The sequence below is a fragment of the Winslowiella toletana genome (assembly GCF_032164335.1).
Taxonomy (GTDB): domain Bacteria; phylum Pseudomonadota; class Gammaproteobacteria; order Enterobacterales; family Enterobacteriaceae; genus Erwinia; species Erwinia toletana_A.
This window is the reverse complement of sequence record NZ_CP134152.1, coordinates 2802477-2827414: the sequence shown is the minus strand read 5'-3', so window position 1 is coordinate 2827414 and position 24938 is coordinate 2802477. Positions and strand designations below refer to the sequence as shown.

Genomic DNA, 24938 nt, shown 5'->3' with positions numbered 1-24938 from the left:
AGGAAATTATGAAAAAGGTTGTTTTGTTAGCATCATTGTTAGCTTTCTCTGGTGCTGCATTCTCTAAAGATAATAGTGAAGCTGTTTTCAAAAAAGATTCAGGCGATGAATGGCCACTAGAATTTGATCGTGCTGTTCTGACGTGTCTGCCTGGTGGCGGTGTTTTCGTCATCAATCCAATGAGTGACACATACTACCCTCTTAATGGAACGGCTCAGGGCTTGGTAAGAGCCGGAAAAGTTGAGGCAGGTGATATCAAATCGGTATGGCTGGATAACCCCGAGTTTCCGGGTGCTAAGAAAAGCATTGACACATTACTCGATAAAGGACTGGAACTTTGCGATTAAGGCATAGTTTACTGTAGACATTTTGTTGCCACTGAATATCTAAAACTGAATTATTGAAAGAACTAAGAAGCAATCGCCATTTTATATCGCATATTCAATGCGTTGAACGCTGCATGCAATCAATGAAGGCTGAGAATGAAAACCAATAAACACGTTGAGAACTTTAAGAGTAAGCACCTCCAGAATGGAGAAGCTGCTGTAGCTTGGGCTGAGGGTTATATCGGCAGATTGATGGGGCAGGGCAAGGATAAGCAGTACAATGGTGCTCTTATTGTTACTGATATAAGGGTAGCATTTTATCGAAAAGGGCTTTTGGGCGAGGTTATTGAAAATATTCCGTTGAAGGCAATAACTTCTATAGAGAGAAAATCTATACTCGGCCACAGGTCAATAAAGATGCATACCAGCCATGATGACCTCGAATTCAAAACCTACAATAAAGAAGGCGAGGCTTTACTGATTGCTGCAATTGAAGCTGGTAGACATCTGAGCGCTAATCCTACGGCTTCGCAACCCATATCTACAACAGCCGATCCTTACGAACAACTGAAAAAGCTTGCTGAGTTAAAGGCCGCCGGAATTCTCTCTGAAGAGGAATTTCAGGATAAAAAAGCTAAAATAATGGAATTAATCTAACTTCAATCACATAGCAAAACCTTTTTCGAAGATTTAGACGCCAAACTGAGCCGACCATAGGCTGTAGGCATAATGTAGACATAATGGCACCTAAGTTATTGATTTTAGGTGCCATTAAAGGTGCAGGGTCTTTTTTTGTTTGTTTATTTTAAGAGAAATTTTCATTTGTATTACGAAAATTCCTCAAATTACCAATATTCAGTTCAAACCAAATCATACCCGACACTACGGGCATCCCGATATACTTTGGTATGGCTAAATCAATCGCGAACATAAGCCGACAGGCTGCTCAAAACACTGCGCTAATTTAATACTGACCGAACTAAAAATCCCGGGAAGAGCTTTCTGTCGACTTTTTTAAATAGGCTGAATGTTGGCGATTTAAAGGTGGAGTTTTAGCAGAATAAACGCTCGGTGTTAGTGGGGAGTATCGCGACTGACGATTAATCTGATTCCAGGCTATCAGAAGAATCGGCTATAGCGCAGTCATCTTAGGATGTCATCGCTAACCCTTGCCTGATTAGCGCCAGCCCTGACCTGTTCTAAATTTTCCCACTGCGCAACAGCATAGAGCAAACCTGTACTTAAGTCGCTTGATCAGTTATACACTTTGATAATACTGTTTGCATATACAGTAATTATCGGGTTAAAGACTCATGGCAAGACAATACGAAATCGAAGCGGCATTTCGCGCAGCGGTAAAAATTCTGCCGAAAACCGGGCGTACCATTACCACTGTGGATTTTGTTGCGGAGCTGGCGAAAGTGAACTGGCACTGGACAGAAAAGGAAGCTAACCAGTGGATTGAACATCATCAGGATCAGTTCAAGGATATCTCTACTCAGGAAGGGGAAAGCAGAACGTTTAGGCTTTTCAACGCTAATCACTGGAGGTAGCTATGGGATTCCCGTCACCGGCTGGCGATCATATCGAAAGGCGGCTTAACATTTATGACTTCATCGCAATCAATCCGGCATCGATGATGATTCTTGATGTCGGCGACAGGTTATTCATTGTCGACAGGAGCATTTCAGCCAGGAGCGGCAATAGAATTGTTTTTGAAGTGTTTGGTGAATCTCAGGTAGGGAAGCTGATGGGTAACAGCATCATCACACAGGAAGGGGAGGCATACGAAGGAAGTGTACTTGAAGAAGTAGAGCTGTTAGGCGTCGTGACGTCGGAGATTCTGCGCGTGCATGAAGCGGAAAGGCCGACGATTTGATTTTGCGAAGCTATTAAGGAGCAGGCAAAAAATTTTCCGGCGCGCTGGCCGGATAGTCGATTGTGTTTTTTATAAAACTTTTTTGTCAGCGGCGAAAGCGGACTGTTCAGAAGACTAACTAACACCCATACCGATTACAGCATTCACCAGCCCGGCCGCAATCAGCACGAAACCGGGTATAAGAAAATTTTTATCCCTTTTTCGGTAAAAAAGCGCAACTAATGCTAATCCTACGGCCAGTAACGGGAATGCGATGATTAAGAATGTTGACATACTGCTTCCTTCACTGAATTTTTGGTGTTCTGGATATATAAGTCATCTTAGGATGATTTGTAAAAATAATATAGAGTATCTATAAAAGAATAATCTTATCGAAAGTGATATTAATCTTATTTCGAGGGTGAAGGCTGATAATATTATTCATTCGCAGCTCTTTCAGGATGGCTTAGCAATTATCTTACTGTCTTATTCCATTTTAAATGGCACCAGTTACTTATTGTTGACTATTGCTTTTAGCAGAGTATGGTACTGCGGTATTCTATACTTATATCTGGTGTAGAGTATCAGAATAATATTATTTTAAGTAATTATTATGGGGTTTTTATGAAAAAAGTCTTAATCACATTAGCACTGCCTCTTCTGGCATCATTTGTATCTGTACCTGCATCAGCCATTAATAACGGTGCATCATATTGTCCAGGAAGCACTTCTAAACCCGGCTATGTATTGGTTAATCGGGGTGATGGCTGTTATTTATATGTGCCAGCTAAAACAAAATAAATAATCAGAGCTGTTTGTCGCTCCCGGTGTACAAGCTGACACTGTAAACTGGACGGTTTATCTGGCAGCTATCTGGGCCTGGCTTCGGTACTTTATCGAATTCAGGCCTTTTAATTTCTTGAAGAAATTTAGGCATAAGTCTGGCGAAGAGGCTTTCTGACTTTGCATCATTCTTATGCCGGTTTGTGCCATCTTTTCAGGATAAGGCTAACTGAAAGGCTTAGCCATCAATATTTTTCCCTATCCTGACCTGTCAATATTCAGCCCTTACGTAGGGCAGTTTGAATGATCTGAAGTGCGTGGGGCAAGTTCAGAATGCCCTGAGTGAGTAATTGTAAGGTCAAATGCTTCAGGGCATCGGCTGGAAGATCCCTGAGTTTAGCAATCAATCCTTTCTGCTGTTCTTCCGGAATATTAGCAACGCGAATAATATCTTCAAGCGCAATGAGAGTGTCGTTGTGCAGACGGATTGTTTGCACATCCAGTATCGCACCCAGTCCGCCATCATCTAAGAGAAAATCGATGCCTTTAGCGGTAGCCGTTATATTTTCAAGTATATGAAGAGGACTGTCTTGGGGATTTGCATTGAGTTTTATCAAATTATGCTCAGCAAGATAAACCAGATTGGCGTGAAGCTTGCTATGGGCTTCTGTGTTGCTTAGGTCCCAGCAAGCTTCGACAGAGGTATTGAGATAATAAAGAAAGTCTGCTGAGTGTGGGTAAGCTCTCATGCAAGCGGTTAAAATATCGTTCTGTAATTGCCGGTCAAACTTATCCATGTGGGCCTCTTCCGATGTGTTTGTCGCAAGAGTAACCTGGTGACAGCTGCTCGACTATCCTGACAGATGATCAGTGCGCAGGGTCTGCCTTGCACACTTTTAGCGTCAGGATTTATGCAACACGGATTAACCTTGATAAGACGTCTTAACCGCGGCTACAGGACAACATTGAGAATGTCCCGGCCAGCTTCGCTGATTGAACGACTGGGTAAAATTACACCCGCAACTGTTTCAGCTCAACTTACTGCCAAATTTATCTTTGCTGCCTACTTGTTAAACCCGATGAATCGGAGAATCATTGAGTTTTTCATACTTATTAAGTAGGCGTTATGCTGCTGAGTACAGAAAGTGAGCGTAATAATATTGTCGATAGCCAGCTTGCCTGCACGCTGGCCGCAGTAGCAGGCGCTTTAAATACAATGGCGTTCGAGATAGTGGGGTTTTTCTCCGCTAACATGACGGGAAATGTATCCTCGTTTTCAGATCATCTTGCCAAGGCGAATATATCGGCAGGAATGTTTTTTCTGTCGATTTTATTCATGTTTATTGCCGGGGCCGCTTTTTCAACCATGATTATCAATGCCGGGCGTAGAAATAAAATCCGAAGCATATACGCTGTCAATATTCTGATTGAGGGAGCCGCGCTTCTCACACTGGGTGTTATTGAAAGCTGGTTCAGGCCAGAAGCATCAGGCTCTTTCTTAATCCTTAGCCTCAGTTTTTTAATGGGATTGCAAAATGCTGTCGTGACACGTATCTCAAATGCTCGCGTAAGAACTACGCATGTTTCGGGTGCTTCTACTGATATTGGTATCGAGCTGGCGATGCTCTTTGATGTGTTGCGCCGAAAGGAGTCACCCAAAGATGCTCCGATTTATTTAGAACGTCTTAAGCTTCACTTTTTAACTATTAGCTGTTTTTGCGCGGGAGGTGTAGCAGGTATCTGGTTTTATCATTTACTGAGCTATAAATTTCTGATGCTAACGGGTGTCGGCCTGATGTGTTTAGCATTGAGGACTATATTAATAAAAAAAAGAATTCTCAGTCATTGAAACACAGGATGTGATGGGTGGTTGCGTTGTAAATGTGGCGGCCTGGCGGATTTACACGGCCTTGCTGCAAACATCAAAGCCAGGCCGATAGTTGGCAGTGGAGTGTCGACGTTGACCAGCGTTGGATTGGCTCCAGGTGAGCATATTAAGAGTAACGGTTGTACTATCTGGCTATTCTACGGGGTTCTGAAATCCATCATATCATCAGACGCCAGTAGCGTACTGGTCATATCGGTCGCATTTTGCCAGTCATAGCGTCCATACAGGCGTGCAAGAGTGGCAAAATGTGGACCAGAGTAAAACATTTCGTACTGGGTGTGTCTCGAACCGAATTCTGAACCTATGGCATCCCACACCAACTTCATCAGTTTTACACGTTCGATCGCAGAAGTTACTGAAGAATATTGCGTGGCTTCGATCATATAATTTAATTCAGGATTATTAAAATCCAGAACACTGGACGGCAACATAATAACACCGCCACCAGCTAACTTACGGATGATTTCGATAACCTGTGGATAGATTGTCTGGGCGAAGGCCTGGCAGGCGTAGAGCAGGACTTGATTCGGTATGAAATAATTGCCGTATTGGATAGGGTTATGCAGCAAGCTGCGGAACAGACCTTCTACAGTTGTTGCGTGGCATGCAATATTCGCCAGCGATTCACGCACAGATGGAAACTCATTAATTCCGGTGATCTGAGTCATGCGCTGTGCCAGTCCAGCGAGAAAATGCAATTTTACCGCGTAGCGCGCCTGGCTCTGGGTATCCATCAGGATTTCCGCTGCCGTGCCGTGAAACTGCTGCCGACACATAGCAGTATTTGAATAAACGAAAATCCGCTCCCACGGCACAAATACATCTTCGAAAAAGATTATAGCGTCGTTTTCATCGAAATGATGGGCGAGTGGTGCATCCAGTTGGGTAGATGTTGCCTCATAAGATTTGCGGGCAAGTATCCGGATGCCCTGCGTATTAAGAGGCAAGGCAAATGACAGCGCGTATTTATCGTCCACTCCGGGTTTGAGAGGGTTTTGTACAGCAACAAGAATCTCTTCTGCCAGAACAGCAGCGGTACCGAGCATCTTCGCACCCCTAACAATAATACCGTCTCGCATTTCTCGTACAACCCCAAGAGTGTGGAATTGGTTCCTCGTGTGCTCGCCGGGTGACTTAGATCGATCGCCCTGAGGATTGACGATGGCATAAGTCAGGTAGAGATCTTTGTCACGTGCAAACTCATAATAGCGTCTGAGTGCGTCTGCGCGCTCCACTGAATAGATATCGAAAAGTTTGATATGGGTAATCATGCCAGTGATGGCAGAGGCAACATGATCCGGACTTCTTCCCAGCCACCCACAACTTTGCCTGGCCCATGCATAAGCTGCATCACCTCTTTCGGCAAGGATTTGGCGTGAGGTTGGCAATTGCCACGCCCGGCCCACACGATTACCGCAGGGAGTTTCGAAGGTCATTAATTCTGTGTTACTGGCTTGATAATCATAGAGTTTAGCGACTGATCTGATCGCATTGCTGAAAGCGGGGTGGTCAACATGATTAATAATCTTTTCACCGTTCAGATAGACGGTTCTGCCATCCCGCAGGCTATTTATATAGTGTTCTCCGCTTCTTGGCATATTACTTCCCACACTTTTATAGGTTAAGAAAATCGAGCGGTTTTCCAAGCTGTGCCCGTCCAACATATGCTGAGAAACTCTCCCATTGTGAACCTGTATGGCTGCGATACATTTGAGCGTCGGTAAAATATCTCAACAGCCGAGCGTCTTTTCGTGTTTCAGACGACCCCGCCGTATGGAACAGTAGTTCGATGGCATCACAGGCCAGACGACCTGCCTGCTGCAAAGCTCCCCATCCCTTAACGTTTTCTGAAAGACTTATCGGTTTTGCTGTTCGTTGCCATCGTTCGCCTAATTCTCGCTGCTGATCACAAACCTGCAGCAGAATGGCTTCTGCAGCTTCTGTCAGAACGAGGGCCTGACCAAATAACTGCTGATAAAAATTGTCGTCTTCACGGCGCAACGATGAGCAGAGAGTCGTCGGGCGTGTCTGCAAAATGGTTTGATATTCATCGAGAGCGGCTTTGGCTGCGCCGATAACCGGTGCTACCAGATTGGCGTGATAGGGCACCATCAGATAACCGAGATACAATGGATTTTTGTGCAGTTGGGTTCCAATGGAACCCTGTGATACGTCCTGATTAGCATAAAAGCCAGAGAAAGGAACGGTCATCCTTTCTGGTATGAACGTAGCAGCTACGCGTGCGCTATTGGAACCGCTCGCTCGCATACCCAGAGTTCGATCGCCACCCCAGTCGTCTAAAATTTCATAGTTCTTCCGTGGAATGATGCAGTTGATCGACTTAGCAGGCGCTCCATCACTTTCGCTATAAAGGGTATTAACAATCAGGTGAGTAGAATACGTTATTCCGGTGCAATAACGAAAAACACCCTCTACCATAAAACCATTGTTAACCCTGTGGCAACGTCCATCAGGAAATGCACGATGCGGAGCTACGAAATAGTTTTGCTTATCAAATAATTCGTCCTGTACCGCTTCAGGCCAGTGTGAGGCGACTAACAGTCCATGAGCCGCCCCTAAAGTGAGATTCCAGCCTATCGCAGGATGGCCACGGGCAATGGCGATCATGACGCGATAATAGTCTTTCAGGCTAACTTCAAAGCCGCCGTAACGGCGTGGCAGTAGTAGCCGATAAAAGCCATGCTCATGAAACTGCTGATGCAGTGAAGGTGAGTAGGTACCAAGGTCATCGTGCTCTCTTTGGCTGGTCCGTAAACCCTCTTGCAGCCGTTCAGCCAGGTTAATTAGTCTGGTAATTTCCGCCGGATTGGGTCCAGTGGTTTGCTGTTTTATGCCTGTTTCTGCTTCCATGTCGGTCCCCGTAATATTGAAGGATCTGGCATTAAATCTCTTTGAAACGAGCCGTGAACTGTCTTAAGACCTCAGGCTCATATTCAAAAACAAGTTTGCGTAGTTGCGGTGCCTTTTCAATTAATCTGACCAGCGATTCCGCGACGTAGTCCATATGATTGTTGGTGTAGGTACGACGGGGAATAGTGAGGCGCATTAGCTCAAATAAGGCGGGTTCCTGTTCTCGAGTTACAGGATTTCGCCCCATCATAAGCGAACCAATTTCAGTCGCGCGGACGCCACTCTCTATGTAAAGCGCATTGCAGAGCATCTGAGCAGGAAAAAAAGTCGAAGGTACGCTGCTCAGTACCTTACTGGCATCAACGAAGACGGCGTGGCCCCCTACTGGTGTCTGTACAGGAATGCCTGCGCGTTGAAGTTTTTCGCCAAGATATTCGACCTGGGCTATACGGCTGCGCAGATACTCCTCATCACACGCCTCTTGCAAGCCGATTGCCATTGCTTCCATGTCGCGACCGGCGAGCCCGCCATAAGTCACGAAACCTTCCATAATTACGCATTGGCGCTGGACGCGCTCGAATAGCGTTTTATCAGTCTTAAAGCAGCACAGTCCACCAATATTAACCAAACCGTCCTTCTTGGCAGACATAGTAAAGATGTCGCCGTTAACGAACATCCCGGCCACAATATCGTGAATACTTTTGTCTGCGTAAAGCGGATCTCGTTGCTTTATAAAATAGGCATTTTCGGCAAAGCGCGCGGCGTCAATGACTACTGGAATTTCATGATGACGGGCCAGCGTCGAAACCTGTTGGATATTACTCATTGATACGGGTTGCCCGCCCACACTATTGCAGGTAATGGTAATGACGACTGCAGCTATTTGCTCTGCACCTGACTGTTCGATCTCTGAGGCTAACTTCGCAACATCCAGATTTCCCTTCCAGTCACTGTAAGTCGAGGTATCAAGTGCTGCTTTGCAAATAAAATTTTTTGCGATGCCGCCAGCTATTTCAACGTGAGCTTTTGTGGTGTCAAAGTGGTGATTGGAGATAAATAATGGTTTTGATGCGCCTCTTTGTTTCGCGCGTTCCACAAGGCTGGGAAAAAGAATTTGCTCAGCACCACGGCCCTGATGTACCGGAATGGTGTGTTGATAATGAAAGAGTCGTTCGACCACTTCAGCCAGCCTGTAGAAACTGCTACTGCCAGCATAGGATTCATCACCGCGCATTATTCCCGCCCACTGTTGGTCACTCATTGCTCCGGTGCCGCTGTCGGTGAGTAAATCGATAAATACATCATCTGCTTTCAGTAAAAATGGGTTTAGCCCTGCGTTAAGTAGTGCAGTCTCACGATATGCACGGGTTGTCATTTTTATTGGTTGGACCACCTTGATACGGTATGGCTCTGGAATAATCACATGAATTTCCTCGCTGCCTCATCTGGTTAAGTATTGCTGGCGTAGTCCGCGATAACCTCTTCAAGGACTGTAATTTTTTGTGGGCTTAAATCCAGTCGCTGATTATTTTTCAACAGAGTTCTTATCGCGGTCTTCCCTTTTTCTCCATGGCATTTTAAGTAATTAATGACGTTTACTTTGGAATCCGCAAGAAATGCAATATCAAACTCAACCATTTCCCGCACTACTAATAATGGAATTGGCGATCTTAAGGGATGAAATGCTGAATTTCTTAAGCCAGGTTTAGTGCAAGTTGAAAAGAACTCTCCCAGCATTAATCCTGCTTCAAGAAATGCAGGTTTTAACAAAGTATGCAAATCGTTAATCTTGTTTTCCGGATTAACATCGGGTAACGTTATGACGATGGTTTTATACTGAGTATCAACACAATTAAGTGGCAATTGCTGATTGAAGCATTTAATAGCAGATAAAATGTCATGATAAACATCCTGCTCTTTACGCCCCCTGGTGGTGAGTTCAGTTAGCCAGAAAGTCTCCTTTTCCTTGGCTACAGCAGACCAGGGGCATACGACACCCGGACGTCCTATATCAGGATTAGTATTGCACAAATAATCAACGCCCCACTGTGCGACTTGCTGCAGAGGGGACAGGACTGTTGAACCTGTCTCAATTGAATTAATAACCTCTTTTATCGTTATCAATTTCAGATGTGCAGATCCGCATACTTCATTAATCACTTTCACCATGCATCACCTCCTAATTATCGCAGCAGAATTTACGAATCTTATAACGTGGTGCAGTTTTCAAAATTACAGAGTCATTTCTCCTTGCTGTAGCTCAGCGTCAGGCGGCAAACGAATGCTGCGATTAACGTGATTGTCATCAATGTAAAAACAACGCCGCGAAATGCTTTACTGTAAGCAGTGTTTAACTGGTGAATGGCTAATCCTGCCGGTTGGGAAGCCTGCATCGCCTGATCCAGGTTACCCAACGCCATACTGTTAGCGATAGTCTTGATATCCGGTGCCGCAGACAGCGTATCGACAGCAATATTCTGCAGTTGATACTGCAATAGCCCATTCAGCAGGGCGAGCGATGCAGCGACACAAATGGCCTCGCCGCATGCTCGGGTAGTGGTGAATATGCCCGTCGCCATTCCTGCACGTTCGACGGGCACAACGCTGATGGAAAGATCATCCATTAGTCCCCATGGCAGACCAGTACCCAAGCCAATCAGTAACAACGCAGGAAGCATGCTAAACCATGGTGTACTGATGGGAAGCATGCCCAGCCAGCCCAAGCCAGCGGCAGCGATCAACAATCCCCCGCACGATAAGGTTGTGGCAGAAAACCAACGGGTGAGGAGTGCGGCGAGCAAAGGGACCACCATCATTGGCGCTGACAGCGCGATCATGGTTGCCCCTGCGCTTATCTCACTCATGCCATTGATGCCAACCAATCGGAGTGGCAGCAGGATAAGCAAAACGATAAAGCAGATAGCGGTCCCGATGGGCAGAAGCTGCACGCCGACAAATCGCGGATAACGGAATAGCGTTAAGTCCAGCATTGCCCGCTCGTGGGTTAATTCAATGCGAATAAAGCATATAAAAACAACGATGGATGTCAGCAGCATGCCCATTACCGGGGCGCTAAACCAGCCGCTTTGTGGGATTTGCATAATGCCAAACGTCAGCAGCAGCAAAAACAGAGTGAAGCTAATCAGCCCCCACAAATCGAGACGCCGGGCATCAGGATCGCGCGACTCACGCATTTGTATACTCCCGATCACCATTGCGGCTCCACCGACCAGGGCTCCGAGGAAGAATATTGAGCGCCACCCCAAGGTTTCGACTAACACACCAGCGATTATCGGGCCAAAAGCCAGCCCCAGGCCAAATGCGGTGCCGAGCAGGGCAAAAGCCTTGGTTCTGGCGCGACCACTGAACTCCTGCGCCAGTATTGCCGATCCGCCCGCAATGGTCAGGGCGGCGGCAAGCCCCTGTGCACCACGTATCAGGTCAAGGATAATCAAGCTTTGCGCAAGGCCAACCAGTACAGACAAGGTGGAAAAACTGGCGATACCCAAACAAAATATGCGCTTGCGTCCATATTGATCGGCCAGCGCGCCAGCGGCCATCACGGCGCTGCCGAAACTGAGTGCAAATGCATTTACCACCCACGCCAGGGCGACAGGACTACCGCCAATGTCACGCTGAATAGCGGGCAATGCCATCGCAGGGCCAGTGTATTCAAGGGGCAGGATCAATCCCGCAGCACAGACAGCAAACAGCACCCAGTAACGATTAGAAGAAGACTGAAGATCAGAACGCCTATCCACGGTATCCATACCTTATTTTTTATTAGTGATTGAGAATACCATCTGCAATATGCATTGACATTGCCGCGAATCCATAATGGTATTGCGCTATGCGCATGAATGATGAAGTGTCTCTCTGGAGATTGTTCTTTCGGATTGTAGAGCGGGGCAGCCTCTCAAAAGCTGCGGAAGATCTGCAACTTGAACCGTCGTCGGTCAGCCGGCGAATCACCGCACTGGAGAAACGCCTTAAGGTGCAGCTTCTCTACCGATCCACACGAAACCTCAGCCTTACCGCTGCCGGTGAGCGCGCTTACGAAAAAATGCGTCCAATTATCGAGGATATGGAAGGGGTTCTTACCGATCTTGATGCCCGATCACCGATAGTGAGCGGCACGATACGGATTACGGCACCGGTAAGCTTTGGTGAGTGTTATGTGACCCGCTGGCTGATGGCATTTCAGCGCCAGCATCCTGCTGTGCTGTTTGATCTGGTTCTTTCAGATAATCGACTGGATTTGATGGAGGAGGGTTTCGACCTGGCTATTCGCATTGGTGAAATGTCTGCTTCCGATTTGGTCGTCAGACGTCTGGGCGATATGCCAAACATTATCTGCGCCAGCCCGGCTTACCTGGCAGAAACAAGCGTGCCGCGACGACCTGCTGATCTGAGGCTCCACAGAGCTGTTGTCTATTCTCTCAGCAGGGAAAAACATCTTTCACGTTTGAAAATGGAGCGGGCAGGTGAAACAGAGCATGTTGAACTGACAGGGATATTTTTTCTTAATAATGTAGGGGCAATTCGACAGGCGGTGATTGGCGGTGCAGGTATTCACGCAGGCCCAGCCTGGCTGTTCAAAAGCTGTCTTGAAACCGGGGAGTTGGTTCAGTTGTTACCCGACTGGCGACTGGCGGCACTGCCCGTCCATCTGGTCAGATTAAAGAGTCGGTATGTACCACACCGTATTACCGCGCTCTATGACTGGCTATATCAATGCTGGAATAACGCTTCACTGATTCAGTAGCTGCATTGCAATCGCGTTTCGTATATTAATGACCCGCTTTACGTCTTATAACAATCATCCTGATATAAAAGTCATAAAGCTCTGAGAATTGCTGTTTTTGCATCTGTTGCGGTAGGCTTTCGCGTGACTTTCTCCAGTCATCGATGGGATCTTTGCAGCGGAAAAAGGCATCATCAACAATATCTTGCGCGCTGAGCTCGCCATCAATAAATGGCAAGGTGTGGTCGTTCAGGCAGCGTACTTCTGGCGATTCAAAACTGCGGTTTTCAGCAAACGCTCCGGTTGAAGCTAACACGGTGGCAAAAATAATCCATTTCATTAATATAAGTCTTCTTAAATGCTCATCATTTCAGATGCCTGAAACATAAATTAACTGAAGCTGACTGTCACCCCTGGGATTCGCATCAACTTCTGTTTAACCGCAAGTCAAAAGTGGGGCTGGCTGGTATGATGTCACCTATACCGATCTTAACGCTGCAACCCTAATGCTTCCAATTGATGACATTTTCACGCAACTTCTCCGCTCACCTTTTCGTCAGCGCTTCCGTTTGGGCCGCGCTGAGTATGACTATTGTCAGAATAAGGGTGAACAGGCAATCAGAATACATGCGGCTGAGTTTATCAGGCTGCGTTTATCACCGGCGATACCAGCCAATGATGGCAAGCAGACGCCAATGCGCGGGCATCCGGTGTTTATTGCTCAGCATGCCACGGCCACCTGTTGTCGTGGTTGCCTGAGCAAATGGCACGGTATTGGGCAGAATCAGCCGTTGACCTCTGCGCAGCAAAGCCATGCGGTAGAGGTGATAATACGCTGGATCACTCAGCAGATGCAGAATCCCGCGCCGCCGCAGAAGAAAACGGCCGATACTAAAGCAAAACCTGATGCAGGCGGTCAGCTGGATTTACTCTGATTAATCTAACCGGCGGTAGCGCATTTAAATCGCCGCCACCGATAGTCTGACCTCATACCCCAGCAGATACAGCGCTTGTTCCAGCGTCTCGACTTTTGAAGCATGACTGACATCCAGCAGCCGATCGGTTTGCGGGCCATTCATGTTCATCTTTCTGGCCAGTTCTGCCTTGCGCGTGCCGGTGTTAATCAGAGCATTGCTTAAGGCGGCTTTCAGGCAGGTGAGTAGTGGCAGATAAACCAGTATCTCCTCCCCGACGGCCTCAGAAGGAAGTGGAATCAAGCTGCGAGAACTGATGCTTTCAGCAATAGCGGTGATTAATCCTTCCGTTGCCTCTAACTCAATGTCATCTTCGTTCAGGGCGATGGCAGGAAGCGTTTCGAAGTCACGAAATACGATTTCCCAGCTGCCCGTTTCCTCGTCAAAGCTGACCGCTGCCGGATATTTATACATGTTGAACCTCTTAAAAATCGTGATTTCTCAATGGCTTTTTAAGCCTGTCAGCCATAAGATAAGCGAAATCACTAGGGTATGGATATCAGATGCGTTCGCAAAGATCGCCGGCCAACGAGTCCGCACCGTTACGATACTGATACTCGCGATACCCTGCACGAAATAATGATTCCGGCTTGTAGCCGAAAAGCACTGGTTGAGCTGGATAAAACGGAGCTTTGCAAAAAGCATCTAATGGCAGAATGATTTAGCCACCCGTTAAACGATCAGGCCTGTTCCGTCGGGAAAAGGGTGTTCGCGATAAACAACATTGAAAAGGTGTGAACAATGGGAACCATGTTAGCGCTGCTGGGGTTAGTTCTGGGAGCCTGGGCGGTGCGTGGTATCTGCCTTAAGCAGCAAAGCAATGCCAGTAAGCTGCTTAAGTCGGTGATTGCTGCCGGATATTTTCTGGGTGTCGGTGGTTTAGCGGGTACCGAAGAGAATAAGACGGCGCTGACGATTGTGCTGTTAGCCCTCGGTGCTGCGCTGGTGTGGTATTCGAACCATCGTGACAGAAAAGCGGGCAGTCGCTAAATCTAAACCTCTATTGCTTTCATGATAGTTGCGCTGACACTCTCCCACCACCCAACGGCCAGCGGGAGAGCTTTTCAATTATTTGGCGGCATTCAGCACTGATTGACGCAACTGCAAAAACTGTTGTTCAACCCTCTCTACCGTTATATCACCGACATTTCGCGATTCTTCAGAGACCACTTTGTTTGGCACCTGCCACGGTCCCCAGAACCAGGCATCGCTGTTACCAAACAGTGCCACCACCGGTTTGCCCAGTGCAGCAGCAATATGCAGTGCACCGCCGTCGCTGGTCAGCATCTGGTCGCAAAGTGAAACCGCAGCCATCAGGGCGCGCAGATTGCCGGTGATGACCGGCGTCAGAGCAATGTCCTTACAGTTGTCGATAATATATTGCGCCTTATCGTCATCGCCAGGATGCTGCTGATTATCGGCGCTGCCTGGTGACCAGAACAGCAGAAAGTGGCAGTTTTCCTGACGTGCGAGGCGGTGTGCCAGTTCAATAAATTTATCAGCCTGCCAGCGCTGCATCGGCTTGCGCGCGCTGATTTGTAATCCATACAGCGGTACGCCGGTCGGCAATGAGAGCAGCTGTGCTGCATGTGCCAGTTCCTGCGGCGTCACATACAGCTCCAGTGGCCCGGGCTGTTGCGCAATACCCAGCTTCTGCGCAAACTGATTGAGCAGCTCAACGATATGCTGCTGCTGCTGAGAAGGTGGAATGCAGTCGGTAATTGATGCCGGGGCATTTTCGCCAATTGCGAGAATGCGTTTTGCGCCAGAGAGTTTCGCCCATTGTAATGGGCGTTTATCCCACTGTTCCCGGGCAATAATTGCCACGTCGTAACCTGCGCGACGGATATCAATCATTGTTTTAGCGCGTCGGAAAATAACACCGGTGGCGGACTGACCAGGCTGGCGGTGATGAAGTTTACTGTAAATATGCACTTTACCCACGTGCGGGTTGTGCTCAAGAATCGGCTGATTATAGGTATTGACCAGTACATCAACTTTACAGTTTAGTGAGGTTGCCAGCGTTGCAATAAGCGGGGTAGTGAGGATAAGGTCACCGATGTTATCACGCCGAATTAACAGGATTTTCATTTCACTTCGATATGTCAATATACTGTGCGGTGCAGCTTAACATAACCAAGTGAAATAAGGGCAGTTTTAGTTGAAATTCTATTTTTTTAGGATAAAGCCATAAGTATTACTCAAGATATAATAAATACATTAAGCTATTTTTAGTTTATCACACCGGGAACAACGATGCCGTTGTTGGTACTAGCTGTAGATAATCCACACGGCTCCTACCAGCAACCAAAACATTGCACTAAAGGTAAACACCAGCACCCATGCAGTTCGTTTACTCATCATTCTCCTCTCCTTATGTTTTGTCGTTATTCTAACCTGTTATACACCGCTACCGGCAGGTAAGGGTAAACAGGTGTAACGGATAACGGCTAAAAGTCAGAACTCCCTGGTTGGAAAAATGGTCTTGCTCTGGCTTAGTGGCTACTCCACTGCGTTATGGTATGCGATTAATCTTATTCAGGCACCCCATTATTCGCCAATTGGTGTGAATTAAAGCATTTTTTTAATAAAAATTTGTAAATATTGTCTCTGATAAGTGTAATGATACTGATAAGGCTCTCTTGTTAAACCAAATGTCAACATTGATGAAATGTTCTCATAGCATCCTGGCTCATTAAATAATTGTTTAGTTTCATTCTGGTGAAATAGCGCAAATCCAAAAATGATGGTCACCAGAGAACATGTCACAATTTATCCTGTCGCAGGAATTGCCTGAATCTGATAGCGCGTTGCAGCTGTTTGCCTCGCTGGTCAGCGGAAAAATTAAACCCGGTAGTTCCTGGAACCGGGCGGGTTACCGGCTTAAATTCTTACTGCGGGCGTTGACGTTGCCGCTTTCAAGTCATCATTTATTAGCTAACCTGGCGCGTAATGATCGTTTGCAGGAAATCCTGCTGGCGCAACCCGCGCTACCGCTTAAAATTTATCGTCCCTATCTGGCAGCGAATCTGGGTCATCAGCAGGTTGTTGAGGCTTTAAGTCAGCACTATTTGCAGCTGGAAAAACATCTGCCAGCCAGTCTGTTTGAGGGTTACTTGTCTGCTGACGGCGTAGTGCTGGTGCGGCTGCAAGGCAAAAATGATGAAACCTATCGCATCCGGCTGCTGGCGATGGACCAACTGAACAAAGAGGGTGAGGCGACGCTGTTGTTTGAAAATGAACAGGGCGTGCAGCTGGCGACCACCACCTTCAGCGTATTTAATTTCCAGCATCAGCAGACGCTGTTTATTGGCGGTATTCAGGGCGCAAGGCCGGAAACGCCGCATGAAGCTATTCAGCTGGCGACGAAAGCCTGTCACGGCCTGTTTCCTAAGCGCCTGCTGATTGAAGCGCTCTGTGCGCTGGCATCGCATCTGGGCGTGCAGCAGATTCTGGCTGCCGGCAATAAAACCCATATTTACCAGAACTGGCGTTATCACTACAAAAAGAAAGCACAGCTGTTTGCTGATTATGATGCTTTCTGGCAATCGCTGAGCGGTGAGCTCACTGACGACAACTATTTCCAGCTGCCGCTGCGGGTTGAGCGCAAGTCGCTGGATGATATCGCCAGTAAAAAGCGTGCTGAATATCGCCGACGTTATAGCTTGCTGGACAGTCTGGAAACGCAGCTGGACAGCCAGCTGCGTCACTAACGCTGTACCACCGCGCCGCTGTTGCTTATTATTAGATTATTCAATCAGTAATCAGCAGGTGGCGTGATGTTCAGAGCAATGCAGCAAGCGGAATTTGACGACTGGCAGCGGTTGTTTATCGATGACTATGCCGAAGATATGCGGGCTAACTCCGGTTACAGCGATGAGTTAGCGCGTCAGCGGGCGCAGAAATCTCTGGATGATTATCTGCCGCAGGGGCTGGATTCATCCCGGCAGGTATTGTTATCGATCGAAATAGCACAGCAGTTGGTCGGTTATTTATGGTATCAGCGCGATGGAAACAGCATCTATATCAATGATTTTATCTTGTTGCCGGAATTTCGTGGTTTAGGTTACGGCAAGCAGGCCATAGGTGAACTCGAAGAGTTACTACAAAAGCAGGGCGTTGAGGAGATCAGATTACGCGTAGCGGCAGATAATCTTCGTGCCAAAGGGTTATATGAATCCTGCCAGTTCAAAGTAACCGGATATAATATGAGTCTGATGCTAAAAAATAAATTAACCCAGCCAGGTTAAACGCACCAGTCGGGTAAATACTTCCAGCAGTAAAAGGCTGCCTGAAAGGAGTATTATTAGCGTCAGAATAAACTGCTTACGATCGTCCATGGCTGCTTTTTCTCAGTGAAAATTATTTATGGTGGTTTTATTTTAGCCTGTACTGCTTAAACGAGGCATCAATATTGCCATTATAAATAAGTGAGTGACGATGATTTATCAGCGCCATAACGGTGAACCGTGGCGGCATATTTATATTATTGGCGATTTGCACGCTGTGACTTAACGTTTAACCCTGCGGCAGACTTCACCCGTTTGCCGCAGGGCAGGGGATGCGCTATCTGGCTTTAAACAGCTTGCCATCGCGCACCAGGTCGCGCGGATAGTTATTTTTCAGTCGGGTGCCAACTTTTTTCGCCAGGCCGATCGGCTGTTGCTGCCAGGTCACAATCACTTCATTACGTGGCAGCTCGGTCTGCGGATAGATGTCACGTCCGCGATACCACTCTTCAGCTTCATCCTCATTCAGCTCGAAACTGTTCTCCGGCGTCGGGCGAGCCAGCGCAACGGTCGCTTCATGTTGCCAGCGGTAGCCTTTCGGGAACGTTTCCGCCAGTTTCAGGCCGATACGTGAGAAACGCACTCTGCCGAGCAGAGGCTCGATCGCCGCAGGGAATAACCACAGCTCTTTATCGCGCTGCCAAAGCGTCAGCGAGTCATCCCAGAACAGCCCGGACTGGCTGGCCGCCGCCGCGACTTCCTCACTCATTTTGCGGCTGAGCGGGGAGAAGGGCAGCTTACCCACTTTGTAACCCGGTTTTTCCATCGGCTCGACCGAGGCGGTTTTGCGCAGGCGCGCAACAAAGAAGCCTTCGCTGTCAAAAATATGCGGAAACACGTGCAGATAGCCTTCTGCCGTCAGCGCACGCTCCGCGCCGTCAAACAGGCCGTCCAGCGCGACGACCTCAACCGCATCGGGATAGCGCGCCAGAAGCCAGGCCACGACCTGCTGGTTTTCGGTCTGATTTAAAGTACAGGTGGAGTAGATCAGCGTGCCGCCAGCTTTCAGCGCGTGGAAAGCGCTGTCTATCAGGTCGCACTGGGTAGCCGCGATATCGCGGGTGCTTTCCGGCGTCCAGTTACGCAGCGCATCAGCATCTTTACGGATCACTCCTTCGCCGGAGCAGGGCGCATCCAGCAATATCGCGTCGAAGCATTCCGGCAACGCCGGACCAAATACCCGGCCATCGAAGTGAGTCATCGCGGTGTTGCTGACGCCGCAACGGCTGAGGTTGGCATGCAGCACTTTTACGCGGCTGGCGGAGTACTCATTTGCCAGAATCGCGCCCTGATTGGCCATGCGGGCCGCCATCTGGGTGGTTTTTGAGCCTGGCGCGGCGGCGACGTCCATCACGCGTTGTGGATGCGGTTCGGCATCAAACAGCGCGCTGACCGGCAACATTGAGCTGGCTTCCTGAATGTAAAACAGGCCGCTGAGATGCTCGGCGGTACTGCCCAGTGGCAAATCGTCATCCTGCTCACGGGTAATCCAGAAACCTTCTTCGCACCAGGGAATCGGCGTCAGCTGCCAGTTATAGGGAGCGACCAGCTGCAGAAAATCGGCCACGCTGATTTTCAGCGTATTGACGCGCAGACTGCGGCGTAACGGCTGCTGGCTGATGGCAATAAAAGCCTCAAAGGCGCTGCTGTCAGGCAAGGCTTCGCGCATGACAGTTAAAAAGGATTCAGGAAAAAAGACGCGGGAAGAGTGAGCCACTGAAGGGGTCCGTTACAGAAAATGAAGCGGCAAGTTTAACACAGCAACGGGCAAAGCAGAAAAGCAACGGGCGACCAGAGTCGCCCGTTTTACCAAGGTTAGCGCGGGATGGCGGTTCCCCATTTACGCCACTCTTTCGGCTCTTCATCCAGCAACAGGAAGTGCTTGTTGGAGGTGGCCTGTGGCGCCAGCGGCACCGTCGGCGGGGTCGCAAACTGGATTCCGCCGCGAATAAACTGCTGGAAGGTGCCGGTTTTCACCACGCCACCGATCAGGCCGAACTCAAGGTTATAGCCGGACGCCAGCCAGAACACCGAGTTATTACGGACCAGATGCTGGTATTTTTTACTGATGCGCAGAGTAATCTGTACGCGGTCTGCCATGCTGCCCAGCGAGGTGCCGGTAACGGTGCCCACTTCAATACCGCGGAACAGTACCGGAGTGCCGATTGACAGCGAGCCGCCTTCCGGCGCATCGACCACTACGCTCAGGCCATCGAGATAGCGCGAGTCGGTGATGGTGGCTTCCTGCAACTCAAAGCTGCGTGCAGCACGACCTTTACCGGGATCGACGTTGATATACGGTTGCAGCAGGGTTTCCAGATGATTGACGCCGGTGGCGGAAATTTCCGGTGACACCACCGAGAAGCGGCTGCCCCAGCGCGCGAAATCATCAACGTATTCCGGGTACAGTACCGCTTTGGCGATCACCTGGTTTTTATCCGGGCTAAGCGCCAGTGATTCAACCTGTCCGACATTAATACCGAGATAGCGGATTGGCATACCTGCGGCCAGTTTACTGGCGTCAAAGGTATGCAGTGAAATCTGGCTGCCTACCGCGCGTGCCGCAGTTTCAGAATCGTACAGTACGCGTTTTTGATCGCGGCTAATCCCGCTGCCGGCACCACTCAGGTTATCGAAGCTGATAGCGCCTTTCAGTGCGCGGTTCAGTGGCGATGCCTGCACCGTTAGTCCGCTGCCGTTAAGCTGCACGCGTGCGCCGCCTTCAGCCCAGAACACGCTGTTTTGCGTCAGCAGCTTGCGGTATTCCGGCTTGATATGCACGGCGACATCAAATTCATTGGCTTTAGGCGTGACGTCAACAATCTCACCCACCTGGAATTTGCGGTACAGCACTATCGATCCAGCCTGGATATCCGGCAGGCTGTTAGCCGTCAGCATGATGGTGGTCGGCGGGCGATCGCTGGTTATGCCTTCTTCCGCTTTTTCACTGTCGGCATACAGTGGATAGCTGCTTTTCGCTGCGCCTTTCGCGCCGGGTTCCAGCCGAATGCCGCCATCGACCCATTCACGGGCGCTGGCGCCGAGCACCTGCATACCGTCAATGCCTAATTTCACATTTAGCCGGCTGTTGATAATAAATTTGCTGTCGCCGTGCACCAGGTGGCGATGATCCGCCGCAATCGCCACAACAAAACTGACGCCTTTCTCGTCGAGCTTGCGGCTGATCACCTGACCGATTTTCATGCCGTGCAGCATGATTGGCTGGCCGGCATCAATACCGTAGCTTTCCGGTGCGCTCAGTTTCAGCGTCAGCACATCGGGCTGTTGCAGTAAGGATTCGTTACTGGCGCGCACCTTGAAGTGATCCTGAGGCTCGCCGTCACCCGGAATCAGTTCAAGGGTATTACCGGTTAACAGGCTACTCAGGCTGGTATCCGTCAGGCTAACCTTCGGGCTACGCATCTCAATGCGCGTGCCTTCTCGCATCAGACTGACGACCGATGGATCAATAGTCATTTCACCCTTGACGTTACCGCCGGGCTGTAACGTCATCTTGGTCAGGGTGCCGACTTCCAGCCCCTGATACATCAACGGCGTGCTGTCTTCTTTGAGGTCTTTACCGTCTGGCAGATCGAGAGATATCACCACGCCGCGCTGACTGTGCGCGAGATCGGGGTAAAGAGTATAGTTGTCTTCAGAGGCCGCCTGCTGTGAGGCATCCGGTGAGTCAAAGGCGATGGCACCATTCACCAGCGCCGCCAGGCTTTCCAGCTGGACTTTCGCACCAGCCAGCCCGACATCGGCTTTTACCCCAGACACATTCCAGAAGCGGCTCTCTTTTTTCACCAGATTGGTAAAGCGGCGCTCAATCAGCACATCTACCGTGACGCCCTTATTACCGGGATTGATGCTGTAATCGTAGACACGTCCCACCGGAATTTTGCGGTAGTAGACCAGTGAGCCGGTGTTCAGCGAGCCAAGATCCGGCGTATGCAGATGAATCAGCATTTCGCCGGTATTCAGCCGGTATTTAGGCTGGGTATCCAGCGCGCTGAAGGTTTCGCGTGGCTCACCTTTACCCGGCATCATACCGATATAGTTACCGCCGACCAGCGCATCAAGACCGGAAACGCCAGCCAGCGAGGCTTTGGGCGTCACCAGCCAGAATTGAGTGTCTTCGCGCAGCGCATCTTTCATATCGCTCTTAATGCTGGCTTTAATTTTGATGGTGCGCAGGTCGTCAGTCATGCTGATGCCTTGCACCTGGCCGACTTCCACCCCCTGATAACGGATCGGTGTTCTGCCCGGCACGATGCCATCCGCCGACACAAAGTCGATGGTAATGGTGGTGCCGCGCTCCTGATAGTTAGTCCAGAGCAGCCAGCCCGCAATCAGCAGCGCGATTAACGGCAGGAGCCAGAAGGGCGATATTCTGCGCTTATTGGTGACTCGAGCTTTAGTCGGTGTAGTCGGCGTTTCCTGTTGCATGTGCATCCCAAAGTAAACGACTATCCAGCCACTCAACGGCAAGGATAGTGAGAATAACCGCCGAGCCAAAGTAGAAGGCTGCCGGTCCCATAGTAAAAGCTAAAAGTTGATCGCGATTGACCAGTGACATGGTCAGCGCAATTACGAACAGATCTAACATTGACCAACGTCCTACCCATTTCACTACACGCAATAAGCGTATACGGGTCTTCAGACCTTGCTGACATTTAAACTGAATGCTGAGCAATAACGTCAGTAACACAATCACTTTAGTGAACGGCACCAGAATACTGGCGATAAATACCACTGCTGCTACCGGTATATTGCCGGAAGCCAGCGAAAGAATGCCGGAAAAAATAGTATCTTCCTGCCGCGCACCGTTGAGATAGATAACTGAAATCGGCATCAGGTTAGCCGGCAGCAGAAATATAATCGATGCAATCAGCGCCGCCCAGGATTTTTGCAGGCTGTGGCGGCGGCGAAAGCGCAATGGGGTGTGGCAGCGTGGGCAGCGGCCGCGATCGTCCGCCAGCCCGGTGTGATGGCAATTCAGACAGACCTGCAATTTTTCCGGCGCTACCTGCGGCTCCGGCTGCGGATAAAAACGCTGCCACAGCTGCTCAACATTAAGATGGATCAGGGTGACGAGGCTGAGAATGGTCAGCACAATATAGGCCAGCAGCCCGGTGCCCAATTGCAGGTCGGCATAATCCTGCACTTTGATTGACGCCACGGCGATGCCTACCAGGTAGATATCCAGCATCACCCACTCTTTTAACCGGTCAAGCATCAGCAGCACCGGACGCAGATTCATACCGAGTCGCTGACCAAAAAACAGATAAATAATCGACGCAACCAGCGTTACCGGTGCGCCGACGGTGCAGAACGCGACCATCGATGCGCTGATCACATTGCCCTGTTCGGCCATTTGCAGAATGCCGCCCAGCAGGCTGGCGCTGATATTGGTGCCCAGCAGGCGGATGTCGACCAGCGACATGCCGAAAGCAAACGGCATCAGCAGAATCATGGTGACGGCCATGGCCGTCAGGCGCGTCATTGACCAGTCACGGCCGTTGAGAATTTTGGCGTTACAACGCGGACAGTGTGCTGTCTGACGGGATTTAACATCCGGCATGGAAAAAAGGGTATCGCATTGCGGGCAACGCTGATAACGTTCTCGGGGCAGGGCATGGCTGATTGCGTAAATTTTCATATTATTGAGGATGCGTTGCCCATGTAATGCCAATAATAAGCAGAAATTGTTATCAAAATCGTGCTCTGAAGCGATGCGATAAACACCGGGACACTGATAAAGTGTTCTGCAAACCAGTGCGGAAGATCCTAAGGTTATATGAACTGACGGAATGATTCATCTTGTCGGCCTGGGCAATTAATGCTTATTTTAACGAGTGACGCACTAAAAGGCGCGCCTCAATAGTATTTACAATGGTTAATAAATGAACAAACAAGAATTTTATACGGATTTAAACCGTGATTTGCGCGCGTTAATTGCTGGTGAAACCAGTTTCCTGGCTGCTATGGGCAATTGTAGCGCGCTTTTATATGAACGTCTTGATGGTGTTAACTGGGCAGGGTTTTATTTGCTCACGGAAGAGAACACGTTAGTACTCGGCCCTTTTCAGGGTAAAATTGCCTGCGTGCGTATTCCTGTCGGTAAAGGCGTATGTGGCACGGCAGTTGCAGATAATCAGGTACAGCGTGTTGATGACGTGCATGCGTTCCCGGGTCATATCGCCTGTGATGCCGCCAGTAATGCCGAAATCGTGCTGCCGTTAGTGGTCGATGGTGAAGTTATCGGCGTTCTGGATATCGACAGCACAGTTTATAATCGCTTCGACAGCAACGATGAAATTGGCCTGAAAACCCTTACTGACGGGCTTTGCGAAGTACTTGCGGGTAGTGATGTGAAAAAATTTATTCACATGAAACGCACCTAAAGAGCTGGATCACGTAGCAATTGCCGCCTGGCTCATTATAATGACGCCTGTTCATGCCTGCGCCGGTTGGCAAACCCGTTGTAATCAGGAAATTTCATGGAAAATCAACCTAAGTTGAATAGCAGTAAAGAAGTCATCGCCTTTTTGGCAGAGCGTTTCCCAAACTGCTTTAGCGCCGAAGGCGAAGCACGACCGCTCAAAATTGGTATCTTTCAGGATCTGGTCGAACGTGTGCAAGGTGAAATGAATCTGAGTAAAACTCAGCTTCGTTCCGCACTGCGCCTGTATACCTCCAGCTGGCGTTACCTTTATGGGATTAAAGCGGGTGCGACGCGCGTCGATCTTGACGGCAATGCATGTGGTGAGCTCGACGAACAACACGTAGAGCACGCACGTAAGCAGCTTGAAGAAGCTAAAGCGCGAGTTCAGGCACAGCGTGAGCAGCAGCAGGCGAAAAAACGTGAGGCCGGTGAAGAGACCGCACCACGTCGTCCGCGTAAACCTGCGCCGCGTAAACCTGCTGCAGAAGGCGAACAGCCGCGTAAGGCTCGTCCTAAAGCGCCGCGCCCTGCCCAGGAACGTGCAGCACCCGTTGAACGCGAACCGCGTACTCAACCGGTTACCGATACTTCAGCATTGCAAGTCGGCCAGAGCATTAGAGTCAAAGCAGGTAAAAGCGCGATGGACGCCACCATTCTGGAAATCTCCAAAGATGGCGTCCGGGTGCAGCTGGTTTCCGGCCTGGCAATGATCGTGCGCGCAGAACACTTGCAGTTCTGAAACGGAGGCCAGCCACGG

The 24938-nt window shown here is 49.2% G+C and carries 26 protein-coding genes; 13 read left to right on the top strand and 13 right to left on the bottom strand.

The window, feature by feature from the left end:
• Positions 1 to 8: 8 nt before the first annotated feature.
• The 4 genes from RIN69_RS13155 (at position 9) to RIN69_RS13140 (ending at position 2205) form a co-directional block, all read left to right on the top strand.
• Positions 9 to 347: a DUF2511 domain-containing protein gene (locus RIN69_RS13155; protein ID WP_313852331.1), complete on the top strand. Its 339-nt coding sequence runs from the start codon at positions 9 to 11 to the stop codon at positions 345 to 347.
• Between the two features lie 135 nt (positions 348 to 482).
• Complete coding sequence (locus RIN69_RS13150) at positions 483 to 983, top strand: SHOCT domain-containing protein (RefSeq protein ID WP_313852330.1); 501 nt, start codon at positions 483 to 485, stop codon at positions 981 to 983.
• Between the two features lie 656 nt (positions 984 to 1639).
• A complete protein-coding gene (locus RIN69_RS13145) occupies positions 1640 to 1879 on the top strand; it encodes a DNA polymerase V (protein WP_313852329.1) in 240 nt (79 codons plus the stop codon).
• 2 nt (positions 1880 to 1881) lie between these two features.
• On the top strand, positions 1882 to 2205 hold the full coding sequence (locus RIN69_RS13140; RefSeq protein WP_313852328.1) for a S24/S26 family peptidase: 324 nt from the start codon (positions 1882 to 1884) through the stop codon (positions 2203 to 2205).
• A 114-nt stretch (positions 2206 to 2319) separates the two neighbouring features.
• Here the strand turns inward: RIN69_RS13140 and RIN69_RS13135 are convergent, their stop codons facing one another.
• Positions 2320 to 2478, bottom strand: a complete 159-nt coding sequence (locus RIN69_RS13135; RefSeq protein ID WP_313852326.1) for a hypothetical protein — start codon at positions 2476 to 2478, stop codon at positions 2320 to 2322.
• A 330-nt stretch (positions 2479 to 2808) separates the two neighbouring features.
• Here RIN69_RS13135 and RIN69_RS13130 point away from each other — a divergent pair, with 330 nt between their 5' ends.
• Entirely contained in the window at positions 2809 to 2985 is a 177-nt protein-coding gene (locus RIN69_RS13130; protein ID WP_313852325.1) for a hypothetical protein, read from the top strand.
• A gap of 260 nt (positions 2986 to 3245) precedes the next feature.
• Here RIN69_RS13130 and RIN69_RS13125 read toward each other — a convergent pair whose 3' ends face one another.
• Complete coding sequence (locus tag RIN69_RS13125; protein WP_313852323.1) at positions 3246 to 3764, bottom strand: hypothetical protein; 519 nt, start codon at positions 3762 to 3764, stop codon at positions 3246 to 3248.
• 329 nt (positions 3765 to 4093) lie between these two features.
• Between RIN69_RS13125 and RIN69_RS13120 the strand changes: the two genes are divergently transcribed.
• Positions 4094 to 4816, top strand: a complete 723-nt coding sequence (locus RIN69_RS13120) for a YoaK family protein (RefSeq protein WP_313852322.1) — start codon at positions 4094 to 4096, stop codon at positions 4814 to 4816.
• A 176-nt stretch (positions 4817 to 4992) separates the two neighbouring features.
• Here RIN69_RS13120 and RIN69_RS13115 read toward each other — a convergent pair whose 3' ends face one another.
• From RIN69_RS13115 to RIN69_RS13095, 5 genes are all read right to left on the bottom strand, one after another.
• Positions 4993 to 6453, bottom strand: a complete 1461-nt coding sequence (locus RIN69_RS13115) for a 4-hydroxyphenylacetate 3-hydroxylase family protein (protein ID WP_313852321.1) — start codon at positions 6451 to 6453, stop codon at positions 4993 to 4995.
• A gap of 16 nt (positions 6454 to 6469) precedes the next feature.
• The gene (locus RIN69_RS13110; protein ID WP_313852320.1) at positions 6470 to 7726 is read right to left on the bottom strand and encodes an acyl-CoA dehydrogenase family protein; all 1257 of its coding nucleotides are present in this window, start codon (positions 7724 to 7726) and stop codon (positions 6470 to 6472) included.
• A 31-nt stretch (positions 7727 to 7757) separates the two neighbouring features.
• A complete protein-coding gene (locus RIN69_RS13105; RefSeq protein ID WP_313857739.1) occupies positions 7758 to 9101 on the bottom strand; it encodes a tryptophanase in 1344 nt (447 codons plus the stop codon).
• Between the two features lie 74 nt (positions 9102 to 9175).
• Positions 9176 to 9895: a DUF6875 domain-containing protein gene (locus tag RIN69_RS13100; protein WP_313852318.1), complete on the bottom strand. Its 720-nt coding sequence runs from the start codon at positions 9893 to 9895 to the stop codon at positions 9176 to 9178.
• Between the two features lie 71 nt (positions 9896 to 9966).
• On the bottom strand, positions 9967 to 11487 hold the full coding sequence (locus RIN69_RS13095) for an MFS transporter (protein ID WP_313852317.1): 1521 nt from the start codon (positions 11485 to 11487) through the stop codon (positions 9967 to 9969).
• Between the two features lie 89 nt (positions 11488 to 11576).
• On the opposite strand from RIN69_RS13095, the gene RIN69_RS13090 reads away from it, so the two are divergent.
• Positions 11577 to 12491, top strand: coding sequence for a LysR family transcriptional regulator (locus tag RIN69_RS13090; RefSeq protein WP_313852316.1), 915 nt, complete (start codon positions 11577 to 11579; stop codon positions 12489 to 12491).
• Positions 12492 to 12516: 25 nt separating this feature from the next.
• On the opposite strand, the gene RIN69_RS13085 is transcribed toward RIN69_RS13090, so the two are convergent.
• Entirely contained in the window at positions 12517 to 12810 is a 294-nt protein-coding gene (locus RIN69_RS13085; protein WP_313852315.1) for a hypothetical protein, read from the bottom strand.
• Positions 12811 to 12976: 166 nt separating this feature from the next.
• Between RIN69_RS13085 and RIN69_RS13080 the strand changes: the two genes are divergently transcribed.
• Complete coding sequence (locus tag RIN69_RS13080; RefSeq protein WP_313852314.1) at positions 12977 to 13405, top strand: DUF4186 domain-containing protein; 429 nt, start codon at positions 12977 to 12979, stop codon at positions 13403 to 13405.
• A gap of 24 nt (positions 13406 to 13429) precedes the next feature.
• On the opposite strand, the gene RIN69_RS13075 is transcribed toward RIN69_RS13080, so the two are convergent.
• Positions 13430 to 13858, bottom strand: a complete 429-nt coding sequence (locus RIN69_RS13075) for a type II toxin-antitoxin system HicB family antitoxin (protein WP_313852312.1) — start codon at positions 13856 to 13858, stop codon at positions 13430 to 13432.
• A gap of 327 nt (positions 13859 to 14185) precedes the next feature.
• Between RIN69_RS13075 and RIN69_RS13070 the strand changes: the two genes are divergently transcribed.
• Positions 14186 to 14434 (top strand): hypothetical protein, encoded by a 249-nt coding sequence (locus RIN69_RS13070; RefSeq protein WP_313852310.1) that lies wholly within the window; start codon positions 14186 to 14188, stop codon positions 14432 to 14434.
• Between the two features lie 78 nt (positions 14435 to 14512).
• Here RIN69_RS13070 and RIN69_RS13065 read toward each other — a convergent pair whose 3' ends face one another.
• Entirely contained in the window at positions 14513 to 15535 is a 1023-nt protein-coding gene (locus RIN69_RS13065) for a glycosyltransferase family 9 protein (protein WP_313852309.1), read from the bottom strand.
• 671 nt (positions 15536 to 16206) lie between these two features.
• On the opposite strand from RIN69_RS13065, the gene RIN69_RS13060 reads away from it, so the two are divergent.
• Together RIN69_RS13060 and RIN69_RS13055 are read left to right on the top strand one after the other, a co-directional pair.
• Positions 16207 to 17157: a VirK/YbjX family protein gene (locus RIN69_RS13060; protein WP_313852307.1), complete on the top strand. Its 951-nt coding sequence runs from the start codon at positions 16207 to 16209 to the stop codon at positions 17155 to 17157.
• A gap of 66 nt (positions 17158 to 17223) precedes the next feature.
• Positions 17224 to 17694 (top strand): GNAT family N-acetyltransferase, encoded by a 471-nt coding sequence (locus tag RIN69_RS13055; protein ID WP_313852306.1) that lies wholly within the window; start codon positions 17224 to 17226, stop codon positions 17692 to 17694.
• A gap of 316 nt (positions 17695 to 18010) precedes the next feature.
• Here RIN69_RS13055 and rsmF read toward each other — a convergent pair whose 3' ends face one another.
• From rsmF to yebS, 3 genes are all read right to left on the bottom strand, one after another.
• Complete coding sequence (rsmF, locus tag RIN69_RS13050) at positions 18011 to 19450, bottom strand: 16S rRNA (cytosine(1407)-C(5))-methyltransferase RsmF (RefSeq protein WP_313852305.1); 1440 nt, start codon at positions 19448 to 19450, stop codon at positions 18011 to 18013.
• Between the two features lie 98 nt (positions 19451 to 19548).
• A complete protein-coding gene (locus tag RIN69_RS13045) occupies positions 19549 to 22182 on the bottom strand; it encodes a PqiB family protein (RefSeq protein ID WP_313852303.1) in 2634 nt (877 codons plus the stop codon).
• Positions 22151 to 23395 carry a membrane integrity lipid transport subunit YebS gene (gene yebS / locus RIN69_RS13040; RefSeq protein WP_313852301.1) on the bottom strand — a complete coding sequence of 415 codons (1245 nt, stop codon included), beginning with the start codon at positions 23393 to 23395 and terminating at the stop codon, positions 22151 to 22153. Before yebS ends, RIN69_RS13045 begins: the two co-directional genes overlap by 32 nt.
• 244 nt (positions 23396 to 23639) lie before the next feature.
• Between yebS and RIN69_RS13035 the strand changes: the two genes are divergently transcribed.
• On the top strand, positions 23640 to 24140 hold the full coding sequence (locus RIN69_RS13035) for a GAF domain-containing protein (RefSeq protein WP_052900090.1): 501 nt from the start codon (positions 23640 to 23642) through the stop codon (positions 24138 to 24140).
• Between the two features lie 96 nt (positions 24141 to 24236).
• On the top strand, positions 24237 to 24920 hold the full coding sequence (gene proQ / locus RIN69_RS13030; protein WP_313852296.1) for an RNA chaperone ProQ: 684 nt from the start codon (positions 24237 to 24239) through the stop codon (positions 24918 to 24920).
• Positions 24921 to 24938 lie beyond the last annotated feature (18 nt).

Bases quoted from the DNA above. Each gene is read 5' to 3' on its own strand.
- RIN69_RS13155 (WP_313852331.1), top strand. From the start codon at position 9: ATGAAAAAGGTTGTTTTGTTAGCATCATTGTTAGCTTTCTCTGGTGCT.
- RIN69_RS13150 (WP_313852330.1), top strand. From the start codon at position 483: ATGAAAACCAATAAACACGTTGAGAACTTTAAGAGTAAGCACCTCCAG.
- RIN69_RS13145 (WP_313852329.1), top strand. From the start codon at position 1,640: ATGGCAAGACAATACGAAATCGAAGCGGCATTTCGCGCAGCGGTAAAA.
- RIN69_RS13140 (WP_313852328.1), top strand. From the start codon at position 1,882: ATGGGATTCCCGTCACCGGCTGGCGATCATATCGAAAGGCGGCTTAAC.
- RIN69_RS13135 (WP_313852326.1), bottom strand. From the start codon at position 2,478: ATGTCAACATTCTTAATCATCGCATTCCCGTTACTGGCCGTAGGATTA.
- RIN69_RS13130 (WP_313852325.1), top strand. From the start codon at position 2,809: ATGAAAAAAGTCTTAATCACATTAGCACTGCCTCTTCTGGCATCATTT.
- RIN69_RS13125 (WP_313852323.1), bottom strand. From the start codon at position 3,764: ATGGATAAGTTTGACCGGCAATTACAGAACGATATTTTAACCGCTTGC.
- RIN69_RS13120 (WP_313852322.1), top strand. From the start codon at position 4,094: ATGCTGCTGAGTACAGAAAGTGAGCGTAATAATATTGTCGATAGCCAG.
- RIN69_RS13115 (WP_313852321.1), bottom strand. From the start codon at position 6,453: ATGCCAAGAAGCGGAGAACACTATATAAATAGCCTGCGGGATGGCAGA.
- RIN69_RS13110 (WP_313852320.1), bottom strand. From the start codon at position 7,726: ATGGAAGCAGAAACAGGCATAAAACAGCAAACCACTGGACCCAATCCG.
- RIN69_RS13105 (WP_313857739.1), bottom strand. From the start codon at position 9,101: ATGACAACCCGTGCATATCGTGAGACTGCACTACTTAACGCAGGGCTA.
- RIN69_RS13100 (WP_313852318.1), bottom strand. From the start codon at position 9,895: ATGGTGAAAGTGATTAATGAAGTATGCGGATCTGCACATCTGAAATTG.
- RIN69_RS13090 (WP_313852316.1), top strand. From the start codon at position 11,577: ATGCGCATGAATGATGAAGTGTCTCTCTGGAGATTGTTCTTTCGGATT.
- RIN69_RS13085 (WP_313852315.1), bottom strand. From the start codon at position 12,810: ATGAAATGGATTATTTTTGCCACCGTGTTAGCTTCAACCGGAGCGTTT.
- RIN69_RS13080 (WP_313852314.1), top strand. From the start codon at position 12,977: ATGCTTCCAATTGATGACATTTTCACGCAACTTCTCCGCTCACCTTTT.
- RIN69_RS13075 (WP_313852312.1), bottom strand. From the start codon at position 13,858: ATGTATAAATATCCGGCAGCGGTCAGCTTTGACGAGGAAACGGGCAGC.
- RIN69_RS13070 (WP_313852310.1), top strand. From the start codon at position 14,186: ATGGGAACCATGTTAGCGCTGCTGGGGTTAGTTCTGGGAGCCTGGGCG.
- RIN69_RS13065 (WP_313852309.1), bottom strand. From the start codon at position 15,535: ATGAAAATCCTGTTAATTCGGCGTGATAACATCGGTGACCTTATCCTC.
- RIN69_RS13060 (WP_313852307.1), top strand. From the start codon at position 16,207: ATGTCACAATTTATCCTGTCGCAGGAATTGCCTGAATCTGATAGCGCG.
- RIN69_RS13055 (WP_313852306.1), top strand. From the start codon at position 17,224: ATGTTCAGAGCAATGCAGCAAGCGGAATTTGACGACTGGCAGCGGTTG.
- RIN69_RS13045 (WP_313852303.1), bottom strand. From the start codon at position 22,182: ATGCAACAGGAAACGCCGACTACACCGACTAAAGCTCGAGTCACCAAT.
- yebS (WP_313852301.1), bottom strand. From the start codon at position 23,395: ATGAAAATTTACGCAATCAGCCATGCCCTGCCCCGAGAACGTTATCAG.
- RIN69_RS13035 (WP_052900090.1), top strand. From the start codon at position 23,640: ATGAACAAACAAGAATTTTATACGGATTTAAACCGTGATTTGCGCGCG.
- proQ (WP_313852296.1), top strand. From the start codon at position 24,237: ATGGAAAATCAACCTAAGTTGAATAGCAGTAAAGAAGTCATCGCCTTT.